The sequence below is a fragment of the Arthrobacter sp. JUb115 genome, assembly GCF_004365035.1.
GTDB lineage: Bacteria > Actinomycetota > Actinomycetes > Actinomycetales > Micrococcaceae > Glutamicibacter.
This window is the reverse complement of sequence record NZ_SOBS01000003.1, coordinates 46,836-73,419: the sequence shown is the minus strand read 5'-3', so window position 1 is coordinate 73,419 and position 26,584 is coordinate 46,836. Positions and strand designations below refer to the sequence as shown.

The 26,584-nt window shown below is 64.4% G+C and carries 22 protein-coding genes and 1 tRNA gene; 10 read left to right on the top strand and 13 right to left on the bottom strand.

The window, feature by feature from the left end; genetic code table 11:
• Positions 1 to 3: 3 nt before the first annotated feature.
• Genes EDF61_RS05815 through EDF61_RS05805 form a run of 3 tightly spaced genes read right to left on the bottom strand, consistent with a single transcriptional unit; the run spans position 4 to position 5,017 of the window.
• The gene (locus EDF61_RS05815) at positions 4 to 1,605 is read right to left on the bottom strand and encodes a Na+/H+ antiporter subunit D (protein ID WP_133833554.1); all 1,602 of its coding nucleotides are present in this window, start codon (positions 1,603 to 1,605) and stop codon (positions 4 to 6) included.
• Complete coding sequence (locus EDF61_RS05810; protein ID WP_105657017.1) at positions 1,602 to 2,051, bottom strand: Na(+)/H(+) antiporter subunit C; 450 nt, start codon at positions 2,049 to 2,051, stop codon at positions 1,602 to 1,604. Before EDF61_RS05810 ends, EDF61_RS05815 begins: the two co-directional genes overlap by 4 nt.
• The gene (locus EDF61_RS05805) at positions 2,048 to 5,017 is read right to left on the bottom strand and encodes a Na+/H+ antiporter subunit A (RefSeq protein ID WP_105657018.1); all 2,970 of its coding nucleotides are present in this window, start codon (positions 5,015 to 5,017) and stop codon (positions 2,048 to 2,050) included. Before EDF61_RS05805 ends, EDF61_RS05810 begins: the two co-directional genes overlap by 4 nt.
• A 226-nt stretch (positions 5,018 to 5,243) precedes the next feature.
• Between EDF61_RS05805 and EDF61_RS05800 the strand changes: the two genes are divergently transcribed.
• Complete coding sequence (locus tag EDF61_RS05800; RefSeq protein WP_133833553.1) at positions 5,244 to 6,566, top strand: MFS transporter; 1,323 nt, start codon at positions 5,244 to 5,246, stop codon at positions 6,564 to 6,566.
• An 80-nt stretch (positions 6,567 to 6,646) separates the two neighbouring features.
• Here the strand turns inward: EDF61_RS05800 and dcd are convergent, their stop codons facing one another.
• Entirely contained in the window at positions 6,647 to 7,228 is a 582-nt protein-coding gene (dcd, locus tag EDF61_RS05795) for a dCTP deaminase (RefSeq protein ID WP_013349886.1), read from the bottom strand.
• Positions 7,229 to 7,417: 189 nt separating this feature from the next.
• On the opposite strand from dcd, the gene EDF61_RS05790 reads away from it, so the two are divergent.
• Positions 7,418 to 8,278, top strand: coding sequence for a M15 family metallopeptidase (locus EDF61_RS05790; RefSeq protein WP_166650712.1), 861 nt, complete (start codon positions 7,418 to 7,420; stop codon positions 8,276 to 8,278).
• 400 nt (positions 8,279 to 8,678) lie between these two features.
• On the opposite strand, the gene EDF61_RS05785 is transcribed toward EDF61_RS05790, so the two are convergent.
• Positions 8,679 to 10,385: a fumarate hydratase gene (locus EDF61_RS05785; protein ID WP_133833551.1), complete on the bottom strand. Its 1,707-nt coding sequence runs from the start codon at positions 10,383 to 10,385 to the stop codon at positions 8,679 to 8,681.
• A gap of 111 nt (positions 10,386 to 10,496) precedes the next feature.
• Between EDF61_RS05785 and EDF61_RS05780 the strand changes: the two genes are divergently transcribed.
• From EDF61_RS05780 to EDF61_RS05745, 8 genes are all read left to right on the top strand, one after another.
• Positions 10,497 to 10,982, top strand: a complete 486-nt coding sequence (locus tag EDF61_RS05780) for an SseB family protein (protein WP_105662527.1) — start codon at positions 10,497 to 10,499, stop codon at positions 10,980 to 10,982.
• A gap of 105 nt (positions 10,983 to 11,087) precedes the next feature.
• Positions 11,088 to 11,158: transfer RNA gene (locus EDF61_RS05775), tRNA-Gly, on the top strand.
• Between the two features lie 69 nt (positions 11,159 to 11,227).
• Positions 11,228 to 12,157: an AEC family transporter gene (locus EDF61_RS05770; protein WP_133833550.1), complete on the top strand. Its 930-nt coding sequence runs from the start codon at positions 11,228 to 11,230 to the stop codon at positions 12,155 to 12,157.
• Between the two features lie 87 nt (positions 12,158 to 12,244).
• The gene (locus EDF61_RS05765) at positions 12,245 to 13,072 is read left to right on the top strand and encodes an amino acid ABC transporter substrate-binding protein (protein ID WP_105657024.1); all 828 of its coding nucleotides are present in this window, start codon (positions 12,245 to 12,247) and stop codon (positions 13,070 to 13,072) included.
• A 73-nt stretch (positions 13,073 to 13,145) separates the two neighbouring features.
• Positions 13,146 to 13,811, top strand: a complete 666-nt coding sequence (locus EDF61_RS05760; RefSeq protein WP_105657025.1) for an amino acid ABC transporter permease — start codon at positions 13,146 to 13,148, stop codon at positions 13,809 to 13,811.
• Positions 13,798 to 14,565: an amino acid ABC transporter ATP-binding protein gene (locus EDF61_RS05755; RefSeq protein ID WP_133833549.1), complete on the top strand. Its 768-nt coding sequence runs from the start codon at positions 13,798 to 13,800 to the stop codon at positions 14,563 to 14,565. Before EDF61_RS05760 ends, EDF61_RS05755 begins: the two co-directional genes overlap by 14 nt.
• 18 nt (positions 14,566 to 14,583) lie before the next feature.
• Positions 14,584 to 16,119: a helicase HerA-like domain-containing protein gene (locus EDF61_RS05750; RefSeq protein WP_133833548.1), complete on the top strand. Its 1,536-nt coding sequence runs from the start codon at positions 14,584 to 14,586 to the stop codon at positions 16,117 to 16,119.
• 66 nt (positions 16,120 to 16,185) lie between these two features.
• Positions 16,186 to 17,208: a zinc ribbon domain-containing protein gene (locus tag EDF61_RS05745; protein ID WP_133833547.1), complete on the top strand. Its 1,023-nt coding sequence runs from the start codon at positions 16,186 to 16,188 to the stop codon at positions 17,206 to 17,208.
• Here the strand turns inward: EDF61_RS05745 and EDF61_RS05740 are convergent.
• The 8 genes from EDF61_RS05740 to EDF61_RS05705 all read right to left on the bottom strand — a co-directional run bounded on the left by EDF61_RS05740 (position 17,205) and on the right by EDF61_RS05705 (position 26,569).
• Positions 17,205 to 18,443 carry an MFS transporter gene (locus EDF61_RS05740; protein WP_133833546.1) on the bottom strand — a complete coding sequence of 413 codons (1,239 nt, stop codon included), beginning with the start codon at positions 18,441 to 18,443 and terminating at the stop codon, positions 17,205 to 17,207. The genes EDF61_RS05745 and EDF61_RS05740 overlap by 4 nt on opposite strands.
• 181 nt (positions 18,444 to 18,624) lie before the next feature.
• The gene (locus tag EDF61_RS05735; protein ID WP_133833545.1) at positions 18,625 to 20,532 is read right to left on the bottom strand and encodes an NHL domain-containing thioredoxin family protein; all 1,908 of its coding nucleotides are present in this window, start codon (positions 20,530 to 20,532) and stop codon (positions 18,625 to 18,627) included.
• 172 nt (positions 20,533 to 20,704) lie between these two features.
• Complete coding sequence (locus EDF61_RS05730; protein ID WP_133833544.1) at positions 20,705 to 21,469, bottom strand: hypothetical protein; 765 nt, start codon at positions 21,467 to 21,469, stop codon at positions 20,705 to 20,707.
• Positions 21,462 to 23,516, bottom strand: a complete 2,055-nt coding sequence (locus tag EDF61_RS05725) for a bifunctional copper resistance protein CopD/cytochrome c oxidase assembly protein (protein ID WP_105657032.1) — start codon at positions 23,514 to 23,516, stop codon at positions 21,462 to 21,464. The genes EDF61_RS05730 and EDF61_RS05725 overlap by 8 nt, the downstream gene beginning before the upstream one ends.
• A gap of 65 nt (positions 23,517 to 23,581) precedes the next feature.
• Positions 23,582 to 24,730, bottom strand: coding sequence for a Dyp-type peroxidase (locus EDF61_RS05720; RefSeq protein WP_166650711.1), 1,149 nt, complete (start codon positions 24,728 to 24,730; stop codon positions 23,582 to 23,584).
• Positions 24,717 to 25,250 carry a copper chaperone PCu(A)C gene (locus tag EDF61_RS05715; RefSeq protein ID WP_133833542.1) on the bottom strand — a complete coding sequence of 178 codons (534 nt, stop codon included), beginning with the start codon at positions 25,248 to 25,250 and terminating at the stop codon, positions 24,717 to 24,719. The genes EDF61_RS05720 and EDF61_RS05715 overlap by 14 nt, the downstream gene beginning before the upstream one ends.
• A 76-nt stretch (positions 25,251 to 25,326) precedes the next feature.
• Positions 25,327 to 25,917 carry a copper resistance CopC family protein gene (locus EDF61_RS05710; RefSeq protein ID WP_105657035.1) on the bottom strand — a complete coding sequence of 197 codons (591 nt, stop codon included), beginning with the start codon at positions 25,915 to 25,917 and terminating at the stop codon, positions 25,327 to 25,329.
• A 43-nt stretch (positions 25,918 to 25,960) separates the two neighbouring features.
• Positions 25,961 to 26,569, bottom strand: coding sequence for a hypothetical protein (locus EDF61_RS05705; RefSeq protein WP_133833541.1), 609 nt, complete (start codon positions 26,567 to 26,569; stop codon positions 25,961 to 25,963).
• Positions 26,570 to 26,584 lie beyond the last annotated feature (15 nt).

The window sequence follows — 26,584 nt, the reverse complement described above, 5'->3', positions numbered from 1 at the left end:
CAATCAGAATGGCAAGATCGAGCTGATATACGGTTCGCGGGCGATCAGTTCCGCAGCCACCCGCTGGCAGAATTCGAAGATCGGCCCGGCAAAGACGGTCAGGGCGATGCCCGCAAGCACCAGCGAACCGGTGGCGTAGCGCATGCCCCACGGCAAGGAGTCGGCTTCCAGCTGCTTGGCCAGTTTCAACCCCAAGCGGGGGTTCTGCGCGCCGCCGGCCAACGTCTCGTCGGCGACCTGCGTCGCTTCGGCCACCAGGTCCTGGTTGGGCACCTCGGCATCAGCGGCACGGCGCCAGAACACACGGGCCCACACGCGGATGATCGCCATCAAGGTCAGCAGGCTGGTCAGCAATCCGGCGCCGATCACGACCCAGGTCAGCGGATCGGCATCCTGCGCGGCCGCATGCAATAGCCCGAATTTGCCCAGGAATCCGGAGAACGGCGGGATGCCGCCCAGATTGATGGCCGGGATGAAGAAGAGCAGGGCCAATGCCGGGGAGAGCTTGGCCAGCGAGCCGAGCCGGGTGACATTCGAGCTACCGGCACGGCGTTCGATCAGTCCCGCCACCATGAACAGCGAAGTCTGCACGATGATGTGGTGGCCCACGTAGTAGATGGTCGCGGCGATGGCCAGCGGCCCGCCCACGGCCACGCCGAAGATCAGGTAGCCGATGTGGCTGGTGAGCGTGAAGGAAAGCATGCGCTTGAAGTCCGTCTGCGCCAGCGCACCGAGGATACCGATGACCATGGTCAGCGCGGCCACCACCAGCAGTCCGGCGTTGACCGAGCCGCCCGGGAAGAGCAGGGTTTCGGTGCGGACGATCGCGTAGACGCCCACCTTGGTCAGCAACCCGGCGAACACGGCGGTCACCGGGGCCGGTGCGGTCGGGTAGGAGTCCGGCAGCCACAGGGACAGCGGGAAGACCGCGGCCTTGATGCCGAAAGCGATCAGCAGCAGCACATGCAAGATCAGCTGCGGGCCCTGGCCCAGCTCGGGCAGCTTCACCGCAAGGTCAGCCATGTTCACCGTGCCGGTGGCCGCATAGGTCATCGCGATGGCCATCAGGAAGATCACCGAGGAAACCACGGAAACCACCACATAGGTGGTACCGGCGCGGATGCGCTCGGCGGTACCGCCCAAGGTCAGCAGCACGTAGCTGGCGGTGAGCAGGATTTCGAATCCGACGTACAAGTTGAAAAGGTCAGCGGCCAGGAAGGCGTTGGACACTCCGGCCAGCAGGATCAGGTACGCCGGGTGGAATATCGACACCGGTCCGGGCTCGTCCCCGTCGGCCAGGCCCTGGCTGGTGGCGAAGAGCAGCACAGCCAGCGAGACGACGGTGGAGACCAGCAGCATGAAGGCGCTGAACCCGTCGACCATCAGGGCGATGCCGAAGGGCGACTCCCAGCCGCCAATATGGATGGCATAGCTCTCCCCGCCCCATACGGCGGCGAGCATTCCCGCTTCGAGCACCAGGGTCAGGCACAGGATGCCGATGGTGATCAGGCGCTGCAGGCGGACCTGGCGGCGGACCAGGAAGGCTGCCCCGGCGCCGAAGATCGGCAGCACCACGGCCAAGGGGGCTAGATCCAGGAAATTCACTCTTCCCCCTCGCGCACTGGGCGTCCTTCTTCATCAACGAATTCGGTCGTATCCTCAGCCACTGGCGAGTCTTCTTCCTCGTCGTAGGCGGTCTTCTGGGACACCTTGATATCTTCGGTGTCATCGGTGAGCTCATCAGCGCTGGTCAAGGTCCAGGACCGGTAGATCATCGCCAGCAGGAAGGCGGTCACCGCGAAGGTGATCACAATGGCGGTGAGGATCAGCGCCTGCGGCAGCGGGTCCGAGTACGAGTCGGCCGCCGCATCCGGCTTGAACAACGGCGCCGCGCCCTTGCGCCCGCCGCTGGTGAGGATCAGCAGGTTGATGCCGTTGCCCAGCAGCATGATGCCCAGCAGCACCCGGGTCAGGGTGCGTTCGAGCACCAGGTAGAAGCCGGCCGCCAGCAGCACGCCGGTGACTACGAGGAAAGTGATGTTCACGCTCATCGGCCAACTCCAGTCCGGGAGGCCTGGATCTCGTCGTGGCGCTCCACCGGGCTGCGGCCCTCAGAGAGCGAATCAATCTCACTGCCCAAAGAACGCAGCACGTCCTGCACGAGGCCAAGGACCACCAGATACACTCCAATGTCGAAAATCGTTGAGGAAACGAACTTGTGCTCGCCGAAGAACCAGAATTCCAGGGCGTAGGTGGTGAAGATGCCATCACCCAGCAGCAGCGGCACGATGCCCGCCAATCCGGCTAGCGCTATGCCGCCGCCGATCAGCATGCCCGGAGCAATGCGCATCGACTCGGAAAGTTCCACGCGGCCGCCGGCCAGGTAGCGGATGGTCAGCGCCAAGCCGGCGATCAGCCCGCCAGCGAAGCCGCCGCCCGGGGTATTGTGCCCGGTCAGCAGCGTGTACACCGACATGATCAGCACCGTGTGGAAAATCAGCCGGGTGACCACTTCAAAGATGATCGAGCGGCGCTCGGCGACCAGGGTGCTGCCAGCCATCAACCAGTCCTGGTTGGAGCTGGAGGCAAAGCGGCGGGCAATGCGCAGCTCGGTTTCCTTGGAGTCCTTGCTGCCCATGGCTTCGGAACCCGCGTCGATGCTGCCCGGTGCCACCTGGTGGGCCCGCACCCGGTTGCCGAAGCTGCGCCCGGCGAAGATCAGCGAAGCCACACCGGTGGCAGCCGCTGCCAGCACGGTGATCTCGCCGAAGGTATCCCACACGCGCAGGTCCACCAGGGCCACGTTGACGATGTTCTTGCCGTAGCCCTCGTAGTAGGCCAGATCCGGCCAAGCCAGGGAAATGCGGGCCTCGTTGCGGGCGGCCATCATCGCGATAGCAATGTAGACGACCATCACGGCCAGGGCGATCGACAGGATGGCCCGGCCCCACTTGATCCGGGTCAGGCCCACCCACAGTCGCTTGGGCAGGGCGCGCAAGGCGAGCACGAAGGAAACCAGCACGATGGTTTCCACCAGCAGCTGGGTCAGCGCCAGGTCCGGGGCGCCTTGCAGGGCGAAGATCGCGACCATGCCGTAGCCGGTCACCGAAACCATCAGCACCGCCATGAAACGCTTCGGCGCGGTAATGGAGACCACCGCACCGGCGATGATCACCGCACCGATCAGCAGCTGGGCCGGGTGGTCGGCGATGATCCAGTTCGTTGGCCACGGGGTGTAGACGGTCAGCGCGATGGCCAGCGGGATCACCAGCACCACGACCAGGATGACGCCCAGGTAGAAGGAGAGCGAACCACGCTGGGTGCGACCGGTGATCCAGATGGCCACCTTGTCCAGCACGTTCACCGACATGCGGTAGATTTCCTCGGCCGAGGTGACCATGCGGCGCAGCGGTGCGCCGGTGTCGGTGCGGTGACGCAGCCAGAAGAAGCACAGGCCCAAGCCCACCGAAATGGCGCTCAGTCCCAGTGCCGCGTTGAAGCCGGCAAATGGCAGCAGGTGCATTTTGCCCGGTCCGCCCTGCGCGGCCGACCAGTGGATGGCCAGCGGCTCCACCAGCTGCGGGTACAGGCCCAGGAACAGCGTCGCCGCCGAAAGAACCAGCAAGGGCGCCAGGAAGATCAGTGTCGGGGCCTTGCACTGCAACGCAGGCAACTTCTTTTTCTTCACGCCGAAAGCCCCGAAGAAGAAGCGCAGCGAGTAGGCCATGGTCAGCGCCGCACCCATCAGGATGCCGACGAGCGCGGCCATCCCCCAGCCGGTTTCCAGGTGCAGGGCCGATTCGTAGACCGCTTCCTTGGCAACGAAGCCGAACAGCAGCGGCACGCCGGCCATGGACGCCGCGGCGATGCCGGTGGTCGTGGCCAGGATCGGCATGGCACGGCGCAAGCCGCTGAGCTTGCGGATATCGCGGGTACCGGTGTTGTGGTCGATGATGCCCACGCTCAGGAACAGCGTCGCCTTGAACAGGCCGTGGGCCAGCGTCATGGCCAGCGCGGCAAAAGCCGCTTCGGGGGTGCCGAAGCCGAAGACCGCGATGATGAAGCCCAGCTGGGAGACCGTGCCGAAGGCCAGGATCAGCTTCAGGTCGTATTGCTTGAGCGCCCGGTAACCGCCGATGAGCATGGTGAGAATACCTATGCCTACGGTCATGGGGACCCACAGGGTGGTCTCGGCGAAGCCCGGGGCCAGTCGGGCGATCAGGTAGACGCCGGCCTTGACCATGGCTGCCGCGTGCAGGTACGCGGACACCGGAGTCGGAGCGGCCATCGCACCGGGCAGCCAGAAGTGGAAAGGCACCAGGGCCGATTTGGAGATCGCCCCGACAATAATCAGCGCCACCGCAACATCGGTGAAGGCCCCCAAGGCCACCAGCTCGTCGGCCGATGCCATGATCTCCGAGAGCTGGTAGCTGCCGGCCGCCGCGCCGAGCATCAAGATGCCGGCGAGCATCACCAGTCCGCCAAGGGTCGTGATGATCAGGGCGTTCATGGCTGAACGGCGCGCGGTGATCAGGGCCTGGCTGAAACCGATGAGCAGGTAGGAAAGCACGCTGGTGATTTCCCAGAAGATGAACATGATGATGATGTCATCGGCCGTGACCAAGCCGGTCATGGCTCCGGCGAAAGCGACCATCTTCGCCGCGAAGCTGCCGATCTGCGGATCATCATTCTTGAAATAGCGGGCGCAATAGAACAGCACCAGCGCGCCCACGCCGAGGATCAGCAGCAAGATTGTCGCGGCCAAAGAATCCATGCGGAAATTCAGGGCGATATTCAGCCCGGGAATCCATTCCATTTGAACCGATGGCGGCGCATTTGGCGCACCATTGGCCAGGGAATTATCGGCAGAAAGCACCGCCGGCATGCGGGTCAGCAACCAGATGAATCCCACTGCGGGCACGGCCGCCACAACGTAAAAACCGTTTCGTTTCAAGGCCCGGAATATTAATGGGCATAAAACAGCGGTGGCAAACAGCGCAGTGAGAATTATTAGCACGCTTTTCCTCTGTCGGCTGGTGGTGGGCAGAGTATCCAGAGCACTTCGAAAAGCGCCTGCATCTGTAATTTTATCAGCCGTGGCCTGCCTGCAATCGCACGAATGTGCCCTTTAAGGAATATTCCCTGCGTTTTCCGCGACCAGCTGATTTTCCAAGCTAGCCGCTATTCTCCAAAAGGTCGTTCCTATTCATCGCCTGATTACCTGTTGCAGGTACGATGCCAGCATGGGAATCAATCAGGTCGAACCGTCGGCGATTCGTGAAAAGTGGCTTAATAAGTACACTTGGGCGTGGGCCAGCTGGGATTGGGGACAAGCCGCGATCAACGCTGTCATGATCACTTTCGTGTTCACCGTCTATCTCACCAGCGAGCTATTCGGCGACACCGACCATGCGTCGCTGGTCCTCTCGCAGGCACTGGCCATCGGCGGACTGGCCATCGCCCTGCTGGTGCCCGTCACCGGGCTTCGCGCCGATGTTGCCGGGCGGCGCAAGCTGTGGATCGTGGTCAACACCCTGGTTCTCGTCGCCATCTGCGCGGCCTGCTTCTTCGTCTACCCCGACCCTTCCTACCTCTGGTTCGGCGCGATCCTCGTCGCGGCCATGTCGGTCTTCGGCGAATTCGCCGGCGTGAACTACAACGCGGTGCTGAACCAGATTTCCACCAAGGCAACGGTCGGCAAGGTCTCCGGTTTCGGCTGGGGCATGGGCTACGTCGGCGGAATCCTCGCCCTCGCCCTGGTGCTCTTCCTGTTCGTGCAGCCAATCGTGGACTGGCCAGGTGCCAGCACCGAAGAATCGTTGAACTTGCGCTGGGTGGCAGTGTTCTCTGCCGCTTGGTGCTTGCTCTTCGCGCTGCCGCTGTTCTTCGTCATCCCCGAATCGCCACCGAGCACCTCGAAGAAAATCCCGCTGATGCTTACCTACAAGGTCCTGTTCAACAACATCAGGGAACTGTGGCGCAGCGACCGCAACCTGCTCTTCTTCCTCTGCTCCTCCGCCGTCTTCCGCGACGGGCTAGCCGCCATCTTCACCTTCGGCGGCGTCATTGCCGCGGGCACCTTCGGTTTCGAACTGACCGAAGTGATCATCTTCGCGATCGTCGGCAATGTCGTTGCGGCCCTTGGCGCGGTGCTTGGCGGCCGCATCGATGACGTGGCAGGCCCAAAGGCGGTCATTGTCGGTTCGCTGATCGGCCTGCTGGTTGCCGGCGCCGGAGTCTTCTTCTCCCCCGAAGCCGCGGGCTTCTGGATCTTCGGCCTGCTGCTGTGCTTGTTCGTCGGACCGGCACAGGCAGCTTCCCGCTCCTACCTCTCGCGCTTGATTCCCGAAGGACGCGAAGGAGAGCTCTTCGGGTTGTACGCGACCACCGGTCGCGCCGTGTCCTTCCTGGCACCGGCGTTGTTTGCCGGAGCCATCGCCATCGCTACCCCGCTGGTGGCATCCGGCCAAGCCCAGCGTTACGGCATCCTGGGCATCCTGGTGGTCTTGGCGCTCGGCCTGCTCCTGCTCCTGCCAATCCGGTCGCCGAAGAAGGTCACCGCGTAGCTTCCAGCCGCAAACGGCGCTGGCCCCCAACAAATGTTGGGGGCCAGCGCCGTTTGCGGGATCCTGAGCGGTACTGCCGCTTAGTTCTCGATGATGGTCCGGTGGAAGTTCAGGTGGCTGCGCGAAGCCGTGGGGCCACGCTGGCCCTGGTAGCGGTTGCCGTAGGGTCCCGAACCGTACGGATGCTCGGTGTCCGACGTCAGCTTGAAGAAGCACAGCTGGCCGATCTTCGATCCCGGCCACAGCTTAATGGGCAAGGTGGCCATGTTGGACAGTTCCAAGGTCACGTGGCCGGAGAACCCTGGATCGATGAACCCTGCGGTGGAGTGGGTGAGCAGGCCAAGGCGGCCCAAGGAGCTCTTGCCTTCCAGCCGGGCGGCCACGCCGTGGCCCAAGGTCACCACTTCGTAGGTCGAGCCGAGCACGAATTCGCCCGGGTGCAGGATGAATGGCTCATCGGGGTCGACCTCGACCAGGCGCGTCAGTTCATCTTGCTCCACCGAAGGATCGATGTGCGCATACTTGTGGTTATCGAAAAGCCGGAAGAACCGGTCAAGTCGAACATCCACGGATGCGGGCTGGACCATCTGCGGGTCAAAGGGCTCTAGCCCAATCTCACCGGACGCTATTTCTCGACGAATGTCACCATCTGAATACAACACGCGTATAAATTTATCCTGACTTTCCCCGGCAGCCGAACTATTAGGCCAATTATGTACAGTGAGTCGAGATCACTGGCCGCATCCTGTTCACCAGCTGGTCGCAGATTTCCCACGAATTACCCAGCGTTTCCAGCTATTGTTAAGGTGGGATTTCCCATCATCGCTCCGCAACTCAAGGGTTTATTCAACATGCGCCTAGCCTCCGCGCTGACTGGCACCGTACTCGCATCGGCATTGCTGCTCTCCGGCACCGCCGCACTCGCTGCGCCGGCCGAGGATCTGCCTGCTGTCGAGAGCTCGCAGCTGTCGAAGGCATCGAGCCCCTTGGCCTTGATCAACCCCACCACGAAGCTTTCGCCGGAGGACTATGTTCCCGGCAAGCTAGTTGGTGTTGCCGGCAGCTCGATGACCCTGCGTCCTGAGGCGGCAGAGGCCATTGAAGTGTTCATTGCTGATGCGCGCGCTGCCGGCCATTCGATCAAGCTGCTGAGCGCATACCGTTCGTACCAGCGCCAGGCGGTCTTGTTCAACCAGTACCAAGCCAAGTACGGCACCGCTTATGCCGAACGGATTTCTGCGCGCCCCGGAACCAGCGAGCACCAGCTTGGTTTGGCCGCAGACCTGGGCTACACCGATAGCCGCGCCGAATTGAAAGCCGAATTCGGCCAGACCCCGGCCGGCCTGTGGATTGCCGAGCACGCGGCGGAATACGGTCTGATCATCCGCTACCCCCAGGGCAAGGAAGAGATCACCGGCTACAAGTACGAGCCGTGGCATGTGCGCTATGTCGGCGTCGAGCATGCCGAAGCGATGCTTGCTTCCGGAGCGGAAACGTTCGAAGAGTACCACCAGATGCTGGCCGCCTCGATAGCGGATGCCGAGCAAAGCGAAGCAAAGGCAACGGTCGAGAAAGAACCCGCGAAAGCCAAAGACGAAGAGCCGCACGAAAAATCCAAGAAGGCCGGCGAAGATGTTGTCGTGGACGAGGACTTGATGGTCCTGCGTTTCCTTCCGCCGTACCGCGACTGGGGCTTCGGCTTCACCCAGTAGCCCGGTCTGGAACAGGCCGCTGCCAGGTCCACCAGAACCGCCGGAACCACGAAAATTGCCGCTGCGAGTCGCCATTTCGCGGCTCTGCCCGCAATCCGCTGGGCGTTGGGCAGTGCCCGAATCATGGTGCAGCGGGGCATCCAGTACTAGCGTCCAATATTAACTAGTGCCCGGGACGCGAAGCAGCAAGTTCACGCAAAGTAGCTTCGTCAGCACCCTGCCCCTCTGCGGGAGCATCCTGGAATCTGCCCTCCGCACCGGCATGCAATCCCGGGAACGGTTTTCCAGGTTGCGTGCCGCCGGACGGCATGAAAATGCTCCCCAAAAGTTGCTGGCTTCTACAGTCCAACTTTTGGGGAGCAGTTCATGGCAGGTGGTTCCTGCCCAGAGCGCTGGAAAATTACTTCGCGCGCACCGGAATGCCGGTGAAGGTCGGCTTCAAGGTCTCAGCGAAGAAGTCCTCGCCCTTGTCATCGACAACGATGAAGGCCGGGAAGTCCTCGACCTCGATCTTCCAGATCGCTTCCATGCCCAGTTCCTCGTATTCGAGCACCTCGACCTTCTTGATGCAATCCTGGGCCAGGCGTGCCGCCGGGCCGCCGATGGAGCCCAGGTAGAAGCCGCCGTGGGTGTTGCATGCCTCGGTGACCTGCTTGGAGCGGTTGCCCTTGGCCAGCATGACCATCGAGCCGCCGGCAGCCTGGAACTGGTCCACGTAGGAGTCCATGCGGCCTGCGGTGGTTGGGCCGAAGGAACCCGAAGGCATGCCTTCTGGGGTCTTGGCAGGACCTGCGTAGTAGACCGGGTGGTCCTTGAGGTATTGCGGCATTTCCTCGCCAGCATCCAGGCGTTCCTTGACCTTGGCGTGTGCGATATCGCGGGCCACAACCAGTGGACCGGACAGCGACAAGCGGGTCTTGACCGGGAACTTGGTCAGTTCGGCCAGGATTTCGCTCATCGGCTTGTTCAGGTCGATCTTGACCACCGAAGAGCCACCGGTGCCGGTGACGCCATCGGTCTCGTCGTCGTGCGCGGCCAGGGCCGGGTGGTCCTCCGCCGGCATGAAGCGGGCTGGATCGGTTTCCAGCTGCTCGACGAACAGTCCCGCTTCGGTGACCTTGGCCAGCATCTGGCGGTCAGCCGAGCAGGATACTGCGATGGCCACCGGCAGCGAGGCGCCGTGGCGAGGCAGGCGCACCACGCGCACATCGTGGCAGAAGTACTTGCCGCCGAACTGCGCGCCAATGCCGAAGTGGCGGGTCAGCTCAAGGACCTTGTCTTCCAGCTCGGTGTCGCGGAAGCCGCGGCCGGTCATCGCGCCTTCGGTCGGCAGCGAATCCAGGTACTTGGCCGAACCGTACTTCGCGGTCTTCAACGCCATCTCGGCCGAGGTGCCGCCGATGACGATGGACAGGTGGTACGGAGGGCACGCGGCGGTGCCCAGCGAGCGCAGCTTCTCATCGAGGAACTTCAGCATCGAGTTCTCGTTGAGGATCGCCTTGGTCTCCTGGTACAGGAAGGACTTGTTGGCCGATCCGCCGCCCTTGGCCATGAACAGGAACTTGTAGCTGGTGTCAGCGCCGTCCTTGGTGTTCGCGTAGAGGTCGATCTGCGCCGGGAGGTTGTTGCCGGTGGCCTTCTCTTCCCAGGTGGTGATCGGAGCCAGCTGCGAGTAGCGCAGGTTCAGGCGGGTGTAGGCGTTGTAGATGCCGCGCGAGAGCGAGATCTCGTCCTGCTCTTCGGTCAGCACGCGCTGGCCGCGCTTGCCCATGACGATCGCGGTACCGGTGTCCTGGCACATCGGCAGGATGCCGCCGGCGGCGATGTTGGCGTTCTTCAGCAAGTCCAGGGCGACGAACTTGTCGTTCGGGCTGGCATCCTCGTCGTCGAGGATATTGCGCAGCTGCTGCAGGTGGGCCGGGCGAAGGTAGTGCGAGATGTCGTGCAGCGCGGTCTCGGCCAGCTGCTCCAGTGCCTGCGGCGCGACCTTCAGGAAGTTCTTTCCATCCGGGCCGGCGACAACTTCGACACCTTCGGAGGAAATCTTGCGGTACGGGGTGGTATCTTCGCCAATTGGCAGAAGATCCTCGTAACGGAATTCAGGCATGCTCAGTCCTTGATTCAATCGTGTGTGCTCATCTGCCATTTTAGGCCTTTACCCCGAATTAACCGCATTCGGCGTTTGCACCTGGGGGTTTATCGCGACATGCTGTAGTACATGAGCAACGAGAACACCTCCGCCGCCGCTGAAGGCCAAGAACCAGACCAGGTCCCGGATGCGATCATCGAAACGCCAATGGACAAGCAGCGGGCACAGCCCAAGACGCATTTCGAAATGATGCTGCAGGCCGGGCTCAACAAACCTGAGCTGTCCGGCTCGGTCATCGGCGCTTTCATGAGCGCCGAGGTGTATTTCCTCTCCCGTGAAGAGGTCACCGGCGAGAACAAGAATGCCCAGCCGATGATGCTGACCAACCCTTCCGGCGAGGCCGTGGTAGCGGTCTTCACCACCTTGGAGCGCATCCCTTCCTCGTACATCGACATGGCGCCCTACGGCGTGAAGGTCCAGGGCGCCACCGTGGTGCGCGCCTTGGAGAACACCGGCTTCGTAGTGAACCCCGGCGACGAGCTCAGCTTCGAGGTCCCGGCCGATGGGGTGGCGATCCTGCGCGAGCAGCTGCTCAACGAGAAGCCCTCCGAATAGGCATTGCGTAACTTTGGCCACGATTTTCCGTGCCGTTTTCCGGTGCGCGGGATTCGTGGGATATGCTTTTGATGCCCGGGCCGTCAATAGGCCGCTCGGTGCACTGCGGGCGTAGCTCAATGGTAGAGCGCTAGCTTCCCAAGCTCGATACGCGGGTTCGATTCCCGTCGCCCGCTCAAGCGAACGCCGGGGCACCAATGGTGCTCCGGCGTTGTTGGTCTTCTGATAGCCAGCGAAGGAGCACGATGACCGGAGTCCTCGAAGGCTTCTCCATCATTTGGGTTGTCATTCTCGTCGGCTACTTGGTGGGCCGCACCGGGGTGCTGGGCGAGCAAGGCCGCCATGTGCTCAGCCGGGTCACCTTCTTCGTGGCCAGCCCCGCCCTGCTGTTCACCACCTTGGCCGAGTCCGATCCGGTTTCCGTGCTCGGGCCGCTGCTCTGGGTTGCCGCCCTGTCCGCGGCGCTGACCGCGGTGCTCTACTACCTGGCGACGGCCCGGATGCTCAAGCGCCCGGCCTCGGAAAGCATCATCGCGGCAATGTCCGCCTCCACGGTGAACTCCGCCAACTTGGGCCTGCCCATCGCGTTGTACGTGCTCGGCGACATGTCCTACGCGGCACCGATCATCCTCTTCCAGTTGGCCCTCTACCAGCCGATCAATCTGGCGATGCTGGATGCCACCACCTCGCGGCACCGCACCACCCCGATCGCTTTGCTGCTGGCCACCGCGAAGAACCCGATGATCATCGGGTCGCTGCTCGGCTTGGCCGTCGCGCTGACCGGCATCGAATTGCCCTCCATCGTGCTCGAACCGATCGACCTGATCGCCGGCGCTTCGATCCCCGCCATGCTCATGGCTTTCGGCATCTCCCTGGTGGGTTCCAAGCCGCTGGAAAAGAAGTCGGGCCGCCGCGCCGATGTGCTGATCGCCGCCGGGGCCAAGCTGCTGCTCCACCCGTTCCTGGCCTGGGCACTGGCCTACTGGGTATTCAATCTGCGTGGCGAGCTGCTGGTGGCGTCGGTCATCATGGCCGGCCTGCCAACTGCGCAGAACATTTTCGTGACGGCCATGCGCTATGACCACGGGGTGGTAATCGCGAAGGACACGGTCCTGGTCACCACCATCTGCGCGATCCCGCTGATGATGCTGCTGGCGATCGTCCTCGGAATTTAGCGTAACTTCCACCTGCAGGAATAAGCGATCATCACTAGAGTGTTCAGTAGGACAACAGCTTTTATCCACTCCCCTAGCGAGGTCACCATGAAGCGCACCGCACCACTGCTGGCTACTGCCGCAATTATCGCCCTGTCACTGAGCGCCTGCGGCTCGGCAGGCCCATCGACCTCCGCAAGCGAATCCGGTGGCGCCAAGTCCTCGGCGGACACCGGAGCCACCTTGAAGAAGGTCCAGGATTCGGGCGTGCTGACCGTGGGCACCGAAGGCACCTACCGCCCGTTCTCCTACCACGAGGGCAACGAGCTGACCGGCTACGACGTCGAGGTCATCGAAGCCGTCGGCGAGAAGATGGGCGTCGAGGTCAAGTTCCAGGAAACCCAGTGGGACGCGATCTTCGCCGGACTGGATGCCGGGCGTTTTGATGCCATCGCCAACCAGGTCTCGATCAACCCGGAACGCGAAGAGAAGTACCTGTTCACCGAGCCTTACACCGTCTCCACCGGCGTGGTGGTGACCAAGAGCGATAACAGCGAGATCACCTCTTTCGAGACGTTGGAAGGCAAGACCACCGCGCAGTCGCTGACCAGCAACTTCTACGAGACCGCCAAGGCCGCCGGCGCGAACGTCGAGCCGGTGGAAGGCTGGGCCCAGTCGATCACCCTGCTCAAGCAGGGCCGTGTCGATGCCACCGTGAACGACAAGCTGACGTTCCTGGATGCGCAGAAGACCAACCCGGATGACAGCATCAAGATCGCTGCCGAATCCGAGGAGAAGAGCGAATCCGCTGTAGCCCTGCGCAAGGATTCCACTGAACTGGCCCAGGCCATTGACACCGCGCTCGAGGAGCTGCGCGCCGAGGGGGAACTGGCAAAGATCTCCGAGAAGTACTTCGGCGAAGACGTCAGCAAGTAGCAAACACTATAAGTAGACTGGCTCCACACGTAAGAACGCGTGGAGCCAGTCTCATTTGCGCAAAAGGTAGCCCATGGATTCGAAATGGCAGTTATTCCTCGACTCGCTCGGGCCGTTAGCCCTCGGGGCGATCACGGCAACCATTCCGCTGGCCCTGATCAGCATGGCCTTGGGCCTGGTCATCGCCTTGCTGATGGCGCTGATGCGGATCAGCAAGAACCGGGTCATCTCCTCGATTGCCCGGATCTACATCTCCATCATTCGCGGCACGCCGCTGCTGGTGCAGCTGTTCGTCATCTTCTACGGCATGCCTTCGGTGGGCCTGACCATCGACCCGTGGCCCAGTGCCATCATCGCCTTCAGCCTGAACATCGGCGGTTACGCCGCTGAAATCATTCGTGCCGCGATCCTCTCGGTCCCCCAGGGCCAATGGGAAGCCGGCTACACCCTGGGCATGTCGCGCACGCGCACCCTGTACCGGCTGATCTTGCCGCAGGCCACCCGGGTGGCTGTGCCGCCGCTGTCGAACTCCTTCATTTCCCTGGTCAAGGACACCTCGCTGGCCTCCACCATCCTGGTCACCGAAATGTTCCGCAAGGCCCAGGAAATCACGGCCTCCACCTACGAGTTCCTGCTGCTCTATTGCGAGGCCGCAGCCATCTACTGGGTCATCTGCCTGGTGCTCTCGGCTCTGCAAAACTCTGTTGAAGGAAGGCTTGAAAAGTATGTCGCCAAGTAATTCCGCCCTGCTCTCCGTCACCGCCCTGCATAAGGCCTTCGGCGAGAACCAGGTGCTCCAGGGCATCGACTTCACCGTGCATTCCGGTGAAGTGCTGGCACTGATTGGCCCGTCGGGCTCTGGCAAGACCACTGCCCTGCGTTGCCTGAACGGCCTGGAAATCGCCGATGCCGGCACCGTCGGATTCGCCGGCGGGCCGGAAGTTTCCTTCAGCGCCGGGATGAAACCCAAGGCCGCACAGATCCTGCGCAAGCGTTCGGCGATGGTGTTCCAGGGACATCACCTGTTCCCCCATCTGACGGTGCTGCAGAACGTGAGCATCGGGCCGATCGAGGTGCAAAAGCGTCCCAAGGACCAGGTCCTGGCGCAGGCGAAGAAGCTGCTGGCCCGCGTGGGCCTTGAAGCCAAGGCCGACGCCTACCCGAACTCCCTGTCCGGCGGCCAGCAGCAGCGCGTGGGCATTGTCCGCGCGCTGATGCAGCAGCCGGATCTGCTGCTCTTCGACGAACCCACCAGCGCACTGGATCCGGAGCTGGTCGGCGAGGTGCTCACGGTCATCAAGGAATTGGCCCAGGAGGGCTGGTCCATGGTGCTGGTGACCCACGAGCTGGCCTTCGCCCGGGATGTGGCCGACACCGTGGTGTTCATGGATGGCGGGGTGGTCGTGGAGACCGGTCCGGCGGCCAAGGTGCTCGGCACGCCTGCCAACCCCCGCACCCAAACTTTCGTCCAGCGTCTGTTGCACCCGTTCTAAAAGCAATAGAGTGAAGCCATGACCCAGGAAACGAATACTTTGCTGACCAGCCTCGTTGAAGGCTACAACTTCGAATCCGATTGCTTGGAGCTCGGGGCTGCACTGATCGGCGGCAAGGCCGAGCCAACCGCGCAGGTCCGCCTGCCGTTGAAAATGCTCAACCGCCACGGCCTGATCGCTGGTGCCACCGGCACCGGCAAGACCGTCACCTTGCAGACCATGGCAGAACAGCTCTCTGTGGCCGGGGTTCCGGTTTTCCTCGCCGATGTCAAAGGCGATCTGAGCGGCCTGGCGCAGCCTGCCGAACCGTCGGAGAAGCTCAGTGCCCGACTGGCCGAGCTCGGCCACGAATTCGTTGCGCGCACCAACCCGGTCGAGTTCCTCAGCCTGGGTGGCAATGGGCAGGGCGTCCCGGTACGCGCCAGCGTGGACGCCTTCGGCCCGATTTTGCTGGCCCGTGTCCTGGAACTGAACGAAACCCAGGAAGAATGCCTGCAGCTGATCTTCCATTACGCCGATTCCAATAAGCTGCCGCTGGATGACCTCAGCGACCTGAAAGCTGTGATCAGCTTCCTGCTCAGCGACGACGGCGCCCCGGCGCTGGCCGCCCTGGGCGGCGTCTCCTCATCCACCGCATCGGTGATCCTGCGCGGCATCACGATCATGCAGACCCAGGGACTGGACCAGTTCTTCGGGCAGCCGGAGTTCGATACCGCGGACTTCTTGCAGGTGCGCGACGGCGCGGGCGTCATCAACATCCTGGAACTGCCCTCGGTCAGCTCCCAGCCAATGCTTTTCTCCACGTTCCTCATGTGGCTCCTGGCCGACATGTTCGAGGACCTGCCAGAAGCCGGGGACCTGGAGAAGCCCAAGCTGGTGTTCTTCCTCGACGAGGCCCACCTGCTCTTCAAGGATGCGACCAAGGCGTTCAGCGATGCGATCATCAACACCGTGCGCCTGATCCGCTCCAAGGGAGTGGGCCTGTTCTTCATCACCCAGTCCCCGACCGACCTGCCCGATGAGGTGCTCGGCCAGCTGGGTAACCGCATCCAGCATGCGGTGCGCGTGTTCACCGCCAAGGACCAGAGCGCGCTCAAGCAGATCATCAAGACCTTCCCAACCGGTGAGCTGGACCTGCAGGAAGCACTGACCCAGGCCGGTGTCGGCGAGGCTGTGGTCACCGTGCTGGGCGAGAAAGGTGCACCGACCCCGGTAGCGTGGACCAAGATGTCCTCGCCGGGGTCCAACATCGGCCCGGCCTCACCTGAGGTGATGGCCCAGGTCCGTGGCACTTCGACGCTGGCTGCGCAGTACAGCGCCGCAGTGGATCGTGATTCTGCCCGCGAAATGCTCGAGGCCAAAACCCGGGCCGCGGCGCCGGCGCCAGCGACTGCTCCCGAACCGGCGAAGGAGCCCCGACGGGAAAGCGCCCCACGCCAGAGCCAACCGCGCCAAGAAGAGAACCCGATGATGGACATGGCCATGGGCGCCGCCAAGGTGCTTGGCCGCGAGCTGATCCGCGGCTTCTTCGGCAACCGCAAGCGCCGCCGTTAGTAATACCTGGCTCTTCCAGCACGCCGTTTTCGGTCTGGGCCCGGAAACCAGATAGCCTAGCTACTGATGAACACTCGTAATTCCACGCCGATCTCCGCTGCCCGCCTGGCTCTTCGCTGGGCATTGGCTGCAGCGGCTGTCGTCGTTCTGGTCATTGCCGGAACGATCGCCGCCAACCGTACGCTCTTCTCCCCCCAGCACCAGGTGCAGGCACTGCAGCAGCATCTGGCCAGGGGCGAAGGCGCCGAAGCCCTGGGCCTGATGCAGGCCCAGGTCCCGCAGGGCGATGCTGTTGCCCTGGATGGGGACGTGCTCAAGCGCACCCAGGCCGGAATTACGGATTTCTCCACCGACAAGGCCCAGGCGGTAGAGGGCGATGAGCAGTTGCGCACCGTCACCGCGCATTACAAGGCCCACGGCGTGGACAAGGAATCGACCTACACGCTGCGCCATGCCGGCAAATCCTGGCTGCTGTTCGACAAGTGGGCCTTCGAGCCAAGCACGCTGCCCAGCGTGAAGATCAAGGCCAACACCGTCAACGAGGTCACGGTCAACGAGCAGAAGATCCCGTTATCGGCTGGCGTGAGCACCCTTCCGGTGTTCTACCCCTCGATCCTCGACGCGAGCTTCAGCACCAAGAACTTTGCGGCCGACACCCGCGGGATGGTGGTCACCAAGCCTGCCAAGGAGCCGGTGGAGATCGCGCTGAAGACCGAGCCGACCAAGGAATTCATCGCTGCCATCAATGCCAAGGTGAAGAACTACCTCAACGAGTGCGCCAGCGAGCAGGTGCTGATGCCTGCCGGATGCCCGTTCGCCTACAGCACCTCGGCGCGCGTGGACCCGGCAACCATCGACTGGTCCATCGCGAAGTACCCCACCATTGAAGTGAACTACTACAACGGCGCCTGGGTGCTGTCCCCGCTGAAGGCCACCGCTACCTTGACCCTGACCGAGCAGGATCTGCGCACCGGCGCCAAGGCCAAGAAGACCGTCAAGGATGACTACTCCTTCACCGCGCAGCTGACCACCAGCACCACCGAAGTTTCCGTGGTTCCGGTGGCCGGCGGCGAACAGGTGGCCGGCTAGCGTCCGAGCAGTTCGCGGAACTGGCTGCGCAGCGGCACCGCGTTGGTCTTGAACTTCTGCCAGACCACCAGCGCTGCCAAGCTGGCGGCCAGCGACAACCCGGCGCCAATGGTCACGGCGATCTGGATCCCGAACAGTTCAGCGAACCAGCCGATCAGCGGCGAGCCGATGGGCGTACCGCCCATCACCACCATCAGGTACAGCGCCAGCACGCGCGCCCGGTACTCCGGGGGCACCGAGGTCTGCACCATGGTGTTGCAGCTGTTCAAGAAGGTCAGCGACCCCAGTCCCACCGGGATCAGCACCAGCGCGAATGCGATGTAGTTGGGCATCCACGCACTGGCAATCCCGGCGATGCCGAAGAACACGCCGCCGCCGATCAGGAAGCGCCAGCGCGGAGCCGAACGCCGGGCGGCGAACAGTGCCCCGCCAAAGGTGCCCACGGCCATGATCGAGCCCAGGATGCCGTACTCCCCTGCTCCTACCCCGTAGACCTCGGTGGCCATCAGCGCGTTGGTCATCTGGAAGTTCAGCCCGAAGGTGCCGATCACGCAGGCCAGGAAGAAGATCAGCACCAGATCCTTGCGGTTCTTCACGTAGGCCAAGCCCTCGCGCACCTGCCCCTTGGCGCGCGCGACCGGCTTAGAGGGGTTCAGTGCGTCCTTGCGCATGAACGCCAGCGAGAAAATCACCGCGAGGAATGAGGCGCCGTTGAGCAGGAACGCCGGTCCGGTGCCCACCAGCGCGATGACCGCACCGGCCACGCCGGGCCCGGCCAGCCGGGCCAGGTTGAAGTTGGCGCTGTTCAACGCCACCGCGTTGGCCAGGTGGGTGCCGGGAACCACCTCGGAGACGAACGCCTGGCGTGCCGGGGCGTCGAAGGAGGCGCCGATGCCCAGCATCGTGGCCAGCACGTAGACATGCCACAGCTGCGCCGTGCCGGTAACCACCAGCAGGCCCAGGACCAGGGCGCAGACTCCCATGAAGCTCTGCGTGAGGATCAGCAACCGGCGCTTGTCGAAGCGGTCGGCGATCAGTCCGGCATAGGGGCCCAGCAGCAGCACGGGCAGGAACTGCAGGCCGGTGGTGATGCCGGTGGCCACTGCATCGTGGTCGGTGAGCTCGGTGAGCACCAGCCAGTCCTGGGCCACACGCTGCATCCAGGTTCCGATATTGGAGACCAGCGCACCGATCACCCACAACCGGTAATTTGGTACTTCCAGTGCACGGAACATTTTCGACGCCATAGCTACCGCCAGATCCCTCCGGCTCCTCCCGCCCTCCAGTCTAGCCACCCGGGCAGGAAAATGCTGAGGTTTCCTCAGATTCTTGCTGTGGCGCTGCCCCGGCGTTCGCCGCCGGGCACGCAAAAGGCGCACCATCGCTGGTGCGCCTGATGCATGCTTCGGGCCGGGGCTAGTTCACGCCACGCAGGTCAAGGAGCAGTTCATCCTCGCCCTCTGCGTCCAGCACCACCGGGATGCCCCAGTCCTGCTGGTACAGGTGGCAGGCCGCGTGATCGGGAATCTCGCCGCCCGGTTCGCCATCGCAGGCCGCCGCGCGGGCGGTAATGTGCAGCACGCCCTCGGCCACCTCCGGGTTCAGTTCCAGGGTGCGGGACAGGCCCACCGAGGTGCCGGCGCCGTCGAGGATCAGTTCCTCAGGGCTGGCCGAGATCTTCAGCTGGGTCGGATCGCCCCAGCGGTCATCGAGCTTCTGCCCCTTGGGTGCGGCGAAGCGGACCAGGATCCCGTGCTTGCCGGCCTGCACCCGGGTCTTGGGGCGCTGGGTCTGGCTGGCGCCCTGGTCGACCACCAGTGCTTCGGCAGGGATCGGGATGCGCACCAGCTGGTGGGAGTTGGTCTCCACGACCAGCAGCACCGGATCGCCGTCCACGGTGGTGTCCACCAGCACGTCGGCCGGTTCTTTCAGTCCCTTGGCCAGGGTGGAGACAGTCTTGGTGGCCGGATCGAAGCGGCGCACCGCGCCATTGTAGGAGTCGGCGATGGCAATCGAGTGGTCCGGCAGCACGGCCACGCCCAGCGGGTGCTGCAGGCGCGCCTGCTGCGCATCGCCATCGCGGAAGCCGAAGTCGAACAGGCCGGTGCCCACCGCGGTGTTCACGCTCTTGGCCTTGCCTTCTTCAACCTCGATCCAGCGCAGGGCGCTGGTTTCCGAGTCGGCGATCCACACGTTTTCGCCATCCAGTGCCAGGCCCGAGGACTGGGCGAACCAGGCCTCATCCGGCGCGCCATCGGTTAGGCCTTCCAGCCCGGTGCCGGCGAAGACCGACACGGCGCCGGTGCGCGGATCGAAGGCGAAGATCTGGTGGGTTCCGGCCATCGCGACGATGACCTGCCCCGATGGGTGGTAGAGCACATCCCATGGGGACGAGAGCGAAATATTCAGCGCATCGGTGCCCAGCTCGGTGGGCTGGACTTCCTGGCGGGCGTTCTCCGAATCCAGCAGGCGCTGCACGCCGTTGCCGGCCAGGGTGCCCACGGCGCCGGTGGCCAGGTTCACCGAGCGCAGGCGGTGGTTGACGGTGTCGGCGACGATCACGTCGTAGCCGACTTCGGCGGCCAGTTCCGCCGGCAATGCGGCCAGCCCCTGCAGTTCGTTGAACTGCGCGGTGGCAGCGTCCCCGTCGGCATAGCCCTTGACCCCGGCGCCGATGGTGCGCACCACGGTGGACAGGTCGCCGGCCAGTTCGACCAGGCGGTGGTGGCCCGAATCGCCCACCAGGAAATTGCCGTTGGCCAGGGCGATCGCCTTGCCCGGGAAGCGCAGGTCGCCCTCGCGGGCTGCCGGTGCCACGTACGGACCGTTGCCGCGGTGCAGCGTGCCCTTGGCTTCGTGCTCGGCTACCAGATCCTCGACCAGCGAGCCCAGGCCCTGGGCGTGGCCCTCGCCGGACAGATGCGCGACGATGTAGCCTTCGGGATCCAATACCACCAGGGTAGGCCAGGCGCGGGCACCGTAGGCCTGCCAGGTGACCAATTCCGGGTCGTCGAGCACCGGGTGGTGGATTTCATAGCGCTCCACGGCGGCGGCCAGCGCATCCGGATCCGCTTCGTGCTCGAACTTCGGGGAGTGCACGCCGACGGTGACCAGCACGTCCTTGTACTGCTCCTCCAGCGGGCGCAGCTCGTCGAGCACGTGCAGGCAGTTGATGCAGCAGAAGGTCCAGAAGTCCAGGAGCACGATCTTGCCGCGCAATGCGTCCAGATCCAGTTGCTTGCCGCCGGTATTCAGCCAGTTGCGGCCCAGCAGTTCGCTGGCGCGCACCTTGTAATTGGCGCGGACGGATTCGGAAGTGCTCATGGTGATCCTTTCGCTGTCGCCGCGGCTGCGGCAATTCGAACCTCAATTATCTGCCACCGCGGCCCGCTGGGGCTAACGGTGTTAAGCAACATTGAGAAAAGTGTGAAACTCGCTCACGGTCTGCTGGTGTAACCGCAGGCCCACGCCTTCTATTCCCTGCCGGGGCGGCGAGCTAGGGCAGCTGCGCGAGCACGGTGTCCATGATGCCGGTGGCCACCTGGTTGAAGGCGGCATCCTGCAGCGAGGTCGCCGAGAGGAAGGAGACCATCACCGCATACTCCCCGGTGCTCTTGATCAGCACCAGCGAATCCTGCGCATACTGCCCATCACGGCTGTAGTACAGGGCCGAATCGGCATCCTGCACGCCCGGATCGGAGAATGCCAGGGTCTCGCGGTAGTCCAGCCCGTTGAGCTTCACGCTCTTGCATTCCTCCAGGATGGTGGCCACGTTCGCATTGTGCGCCGCCACCTTCGCCGCCCCGTCGCCGAGCTTGGCCACCTCCACCGACCCGGTGATCGACTGGTTCTCGTTGGTGAAGTCGGTGCGCGCCGCCTCGGTGCCCAGCTGCACCGGCGACCAGTTCAAGTCCTCGATCGGAGCCGAGCATTGGGACGGCAGGACCACCAGGTCCTTGAGCGTATCGGTGGGCGGCGTGGCCAGGGATTCGAGGTCCTCGCCCTGGATCTTGGCGCTGGAGGGGAAGCCGAGCTCGGCGGCCATCACTGCGCCGGCCGTGGTGGCCACCTGCGCGGTGGTCATTTCTTCCGGCTGGGCAGGCTCTTGCGGCTCTTGCGATGCGCTGGGCGTCGCGGTGCCCTGCACGGCAATCTTGTGCGTTTCGTCCTGCGGCATTTCGGACTGCGCGGAGCAGGCGCTTGCGGCCAGCAGCGCGCACACCGCCAGGGAGGCGGCGAGGATTTTCTTGGTGCTAGGCACGTGGGTCCCTTCGGTCGGCTTGCTTGAAGCGGGCGAACATTTCGTTGTAGGCAGCCAGCTCGGCGTCGTTGTCACGCTCGGCCTGGCGGTCGTAGCGCTTGGTGTCCTTCTTGTCCTGGCGCAGCCACGAGATGACCACGAAAATGGCCAGGACCAGGGTCGGCACTTCGCCGATCGCCCACATCGCCCCGGCACCCACCACCTGGTCTTCCAGTGCGGTGCCGCCCCAGGTGCGGCCCATGTTCCCGAAGTAGTCCGGGGCCAGCAGGGTTTCGGTGCTCATCAGCGCCACCCCGAAGAAAGCGTGGAAGGCGACGGTGGCCAGCAGCACCACCAGGCGCATCGGGTACGGGTAGCGCTTGGGGACCGGGTCGGCGTCCACCAGCGACAGCGCGAACAGGTATCCGGTGAGCAGGAAGTGCAGGTTCATCAGCTCGTGGCCCGCGTGGTAGCGCATGGCCGGTTCCAGCAACGGGGTGAAGTAGAAGACGACGATCGAGCCGGCGAAGTTCACCGCGGCGAAAATCGGGTGGGTGATGACCTTCGAGTAGCGCGAGTGCACCAGGTAGAGGATCCATTCGCGCGGGCCGCGGGTGCCGTCGACGCGCGATCCCAGCACCTTGAGCAGCAGCGTGACCGGGGTGCCCAGGACCAGGAAGATCGGCACGATCATGGTCAGCGACATGTGATCGACCATGTGGGTGGAGAACTGGATCTTGCCGTACACGGCCACCGCGCCGCTGGTCACGTAGAACAGCGCGAAAAGGCCCACGATCCAGCTGGCCAGGCGCAGCACGCTGGGCTTGTCGCCGCGGCGGGCCAGCTTGATGAAGGCCCACAGGTACACGGCCAGGCCGAACAGGCACACGGCCACCCAGATCCAGTCCATGCGCCAGGTGGTGAACCACGCGGCGGTATCCGGGGCCGGCGGCAGGTCGTAGCCGGTGAGCAGGCGGGCCGGGGTCGCTTGCACCGGAGGCTCATCGGAAGTCGGCGGAGCGGTGCGCGCCAGCACGGTGGCCACCGACATCACCGCAGCCATCAGGATGACCTCGCCGGCCACGACCTGCCAGGCCGCGCGCAGCGCCGTGAACTTGCCCTCCAGCAGCCGCGGGATCACCATGCGCCGATGCCACAGGCCCAGTGCGCCCAGCCCCAGGGTGATCAGGATCTTCACGATCACCAGGATGCCGTACGGGGTCAGCCACTGGTCCCAGCCGGTAATGCGGATCACCGCCGAAGCCAGGCCCGAGCCGATCATCAGGAACACCGCGAAGGTGGCCAGCGCGGAATAGCGCTTGAGCACCACCCCGGCCAGCACCTGCCCGCGTTTGCGTCCCGGCGCTTCGCCGGCCAGCGTCGGAGCGAGCAGGGCCAGCACCATGATGCCGCCAAACCAGAGCACCACGGCCAGCAGGTGCAGGCCGATGGAGTTCACCGCGGCGAAGTGGTCGTCTCCCCCGGCCGCGTGGCCGATGAAGGCCAGCGGCAGGATGCCGAACAGCGAGAAGAATGCGCTGAGCCCCACCGTGGTCCTGGAGCGCGCGGCCAGGGCCAGCGAACTGGTGATCGCGGCGATCACCACCATCCAGGCCCAGGCCCGCCCGCTGGTGATCGACAGGATGTAGTCCAGGATCGCGGCCGAATACTGCGGATCCAGGCTCATCGGGATGCCGGCCAAATCCCAGAAGGTCAGCAGCATGACGGTGGCCGCGGACAGGGTCCACACCACCGCGGCCCCGGCGGCGATATTCATCGTGCGGGCGAACGCCGGATGGGCCTGGCCTTCGGCATCGCCGGTCACCTTGGCGGCCCGCGGGATGATCGCCGCACCGAAAACCAGCGCGGCGATGCTCAGCGACATCGAGGCATGGTGGATGGCCCGGGAGATGGGCAGCGACCAGCGCACGAAAGCCCCGGGATCGGCCAAATCCGCCGGCCGGGCGATCCCGGTGAACAACACCGCCGCCAGGAAGGCCACCGCCGCAGCGAGGATTCCGGGCAGGATGAAGCGGGTGACTGAAACCGTGCGCTGTGCTGTATCCATAACCTTCTCATCATCTCATTTTTCGCCCGGCCGGTCACCGCGCGGCAGCCCGCTTTGGGCGCATCTCACACCTGGCCCAGCAACGCCTCCCCCAGGTAGCCGCCTTCGCGCACCCCGGGAAGGATCGCGTACAGGCCCGATCCCACCGGCTTCAGCCAGGTGTTCAGCGCATCTGCGGCCGCCAGCCGGTGCTGCACCGGGATGAAGCTGGTGGCCGGGTCGCGCTGGTAGCTGGCGAACAGCAACCCGGAAGCCGCTCCGTCGAAGTTGTAGCCCCGCCGGTGCATGGTTTCGTCCGCGCTGGCCGGCTTGGCCAGCGCCACGTGGGCGTTGGCCGCGATCGCCGGCAGCCCCAGCTCATTGGCCGCGGCCAGGTCCACCGGATCATCCACGCTGGCGCCCGACAGCGGCGCGCCGTCGGACTGCCGGCGGCCCAGGGCATGGTCCCGTCCGGCGCCGTCCACCTCGTCCCAGCCGTCCAGGTCCATCTCGAACCTGCGCAGCGCCAGGGTGGTCCCGTTCTCGATCCAGCCCGGCTGGCCGAACACCGCGCTCTCGCGCAGTTCTCCGCCGGGGTTGTTGATCCCGTCGAGCTGGCCGAACAGGTTGCGGAACCCGCGCCCGCCGGGGTTGATGAACCCGGTCTGGGCGAAGCGCCTGGCGCCCAGCCCGCGCAGGTTCTTGGACACCGCCCGCACCGCATGGTGCAGCACGGTCTGGTCCTGCGCGCAGAACTGGATCAGCAGATCGCACTGCCCGTACTGCTCATCGAGCTGGTCCCCGGCGAAGCGCGGCAGCGTGCCGATCTGCCCGCGCCCGGCCACATCCAGCAGGCTCTGGCCCAGCCCCACGGTCAGCGTCAGCTCGCATCCGGGCTGCGCCATTTCCGGTTCGGTGTCGGCCAGCACCCCGCGGCCACTGGCCAGCCGGGCCGCATCATCGGTGATCATCTGCAGCACCGCGCGCAGCTGCTCCTTCTTGGAGCCCTCGCGCCAGTGCAGATCCCACCCGGCGAAGACCGCGTGGGCCTGCTGGCCGTCGAGGATCCCCGACTGGTACTTCCCGTAGAACGGGCGGTACCCCTGCGGGTTGGCGGTGGCCGCTGGGGCTGGAGCGCTCAGCTTTCCGGTGCCGAACCCGGTGAGCATTCCGCCCAGCGCGGCGGCCGCGGTGGTGCCCAGCAGCAGCCGGCGGTCGACGCTAGTGCCCGGCATGCGCATCCCCGGCATGCTCGTCGTAGCTTTCGTTGGCCCCGTCGAAGTTGCGGATCGGGAAGTCCACCTCGGTGCTCGACCCGTCGGCGAATTCCAGCTTCAGCCTCGCCGTCTGGGCCGCCACCAGCGGTTCCTGCAGGTCCATGAACATCAGGTGGTGGCCGCCCGGTGCCAGCACCGCGTCCTTGCCGGGTTCGATCACCAGATCCCCTTCGAGCTGCGCCATCGTCATCCCGTCGCCGGTGCCGCGCATTTCGTGGATCTGGATCTGATCGCCCTGGGCATTGCTGATCTTGCGCAGCGCAATCGGGGTGCCAGAATTATTGTGCAGGATGCCGAAGGCCGCGCTCATGCCCGACTCGGCGGCCTTGGCCCAGGTTTCGCTGGTGGCCAGCGCTTCGGCTTGCCCGGCGGTTTTCTGTTCGGCCGGTGCGGGCTGCTGCCCGTCGGCGCTCTGCGCGCAGCCGGTGAGCAGCAGTCCAAGGCCCAGGGCCAGTGCAGTGGTTTTGCGGAAATTCATGTTCTCAAGCTTTCGGGTTCGGTGTGCAGGCGCGCCAAAGGCAGCGGTGGCCTCGGGCGCACCGGAAGGGTGGGGGCTACTTGGACTGGCGCATGAACTTGGCCAGCACGCCCAGCGCGCCGCCAAGGATGACTACGCCGATGATGACCCAGACCACCGGGCTCATCGAGCTGCCCAGGTCCTGGACCGGGTTAGCGCCTGGATCCAGGTCGGCGGACCCTGCGGAGTCGCTAGGCGCCGCTGGCGCGCTCGAGCTGACCAGGGTGGGGGCGGCCTGTGGCGCGTCGACGCTGAAGCCGATCTTGTTCTCGATCGGGTGGCCGTCAGACGAGACCACGCGGTAGGCCAGCTGGTACTCGCCGTTGCCCAGCTCCTTGGCCGGGGTGACGGTGACCTTGGTGCCCTTGGTCTTGGCCTCGGTGTCGATCTTTTCCCCATCGAGGGTCAGCGAGACCACCGTGGAGTCCACGCCGGATAGGCTCTGGAGCACGCCGGAGAATTCGAGGGTGATGTCCTCGGGCACTTCCTGGATGGTGGCCCCGGCCTCCGGGGTGGAGCCGATCAACTGGTCGTGCGCGTTGGCGGCACCGATCGAGCCGGCGAAAGCCAGCAAGGAGAATGCCAGTACTGCGACTAGTCGGGTGATGTTCTTGGTTACTACGCTCATGATGTTCCTTCCAAGCCCCTTGCGGGGCGCTTCAATTCTTTACTCAGGCAGCAAGAATGAAGCAGGGCGGACCGCGGCGCTCCGGCAGTCTTCCCAATTGCGCCAGCTTGAGTTGGAAACGCAAGGGGAAGTAGGCACGAAGCGGCCGGGCAGCAGGTACCTGCACGCGAATGCGCGAGAGGATCCGCCGGGCCGTTGAAAGGGTGAGCCAGCCGGCCATGGCCTTGAGCAGGCGTTCACCGCCGTAGAGCACCAGTACGCTGGCGATCGCGGCCAGCACGTGGGCGTAGAGCATCGATTCGGTATGCACGTTGGCGTACTGCGCGGTGATGTCCTGCGCCAGCGCTGGATTGCGCCCCGCATGGTGCGCGTGTTCCAGACCGGAAATGTCGCCGCCCTGGTGGCTCATCACCGACAAGCTCAGGTGGTAGAGCCCCTGGCTGAGCAGCACGACCAGGCTGGTCGCCCACAGGGAGAACTTCCGGCCCACCAGCACGACGCCGATAGCCGCAGAGACGCAGGTAATGAGCACCATGGCCACCACCGATAGCGCTGTAGGCGCACTGTGGGCGTGCGCGGCAAAGGCTGTCCAGGTGCACACGCTTGCCGCCAACCAGCCGCGGATAACGCGGGTTGCGGGTTTCTGTGACACGATGGGCAGCCATTC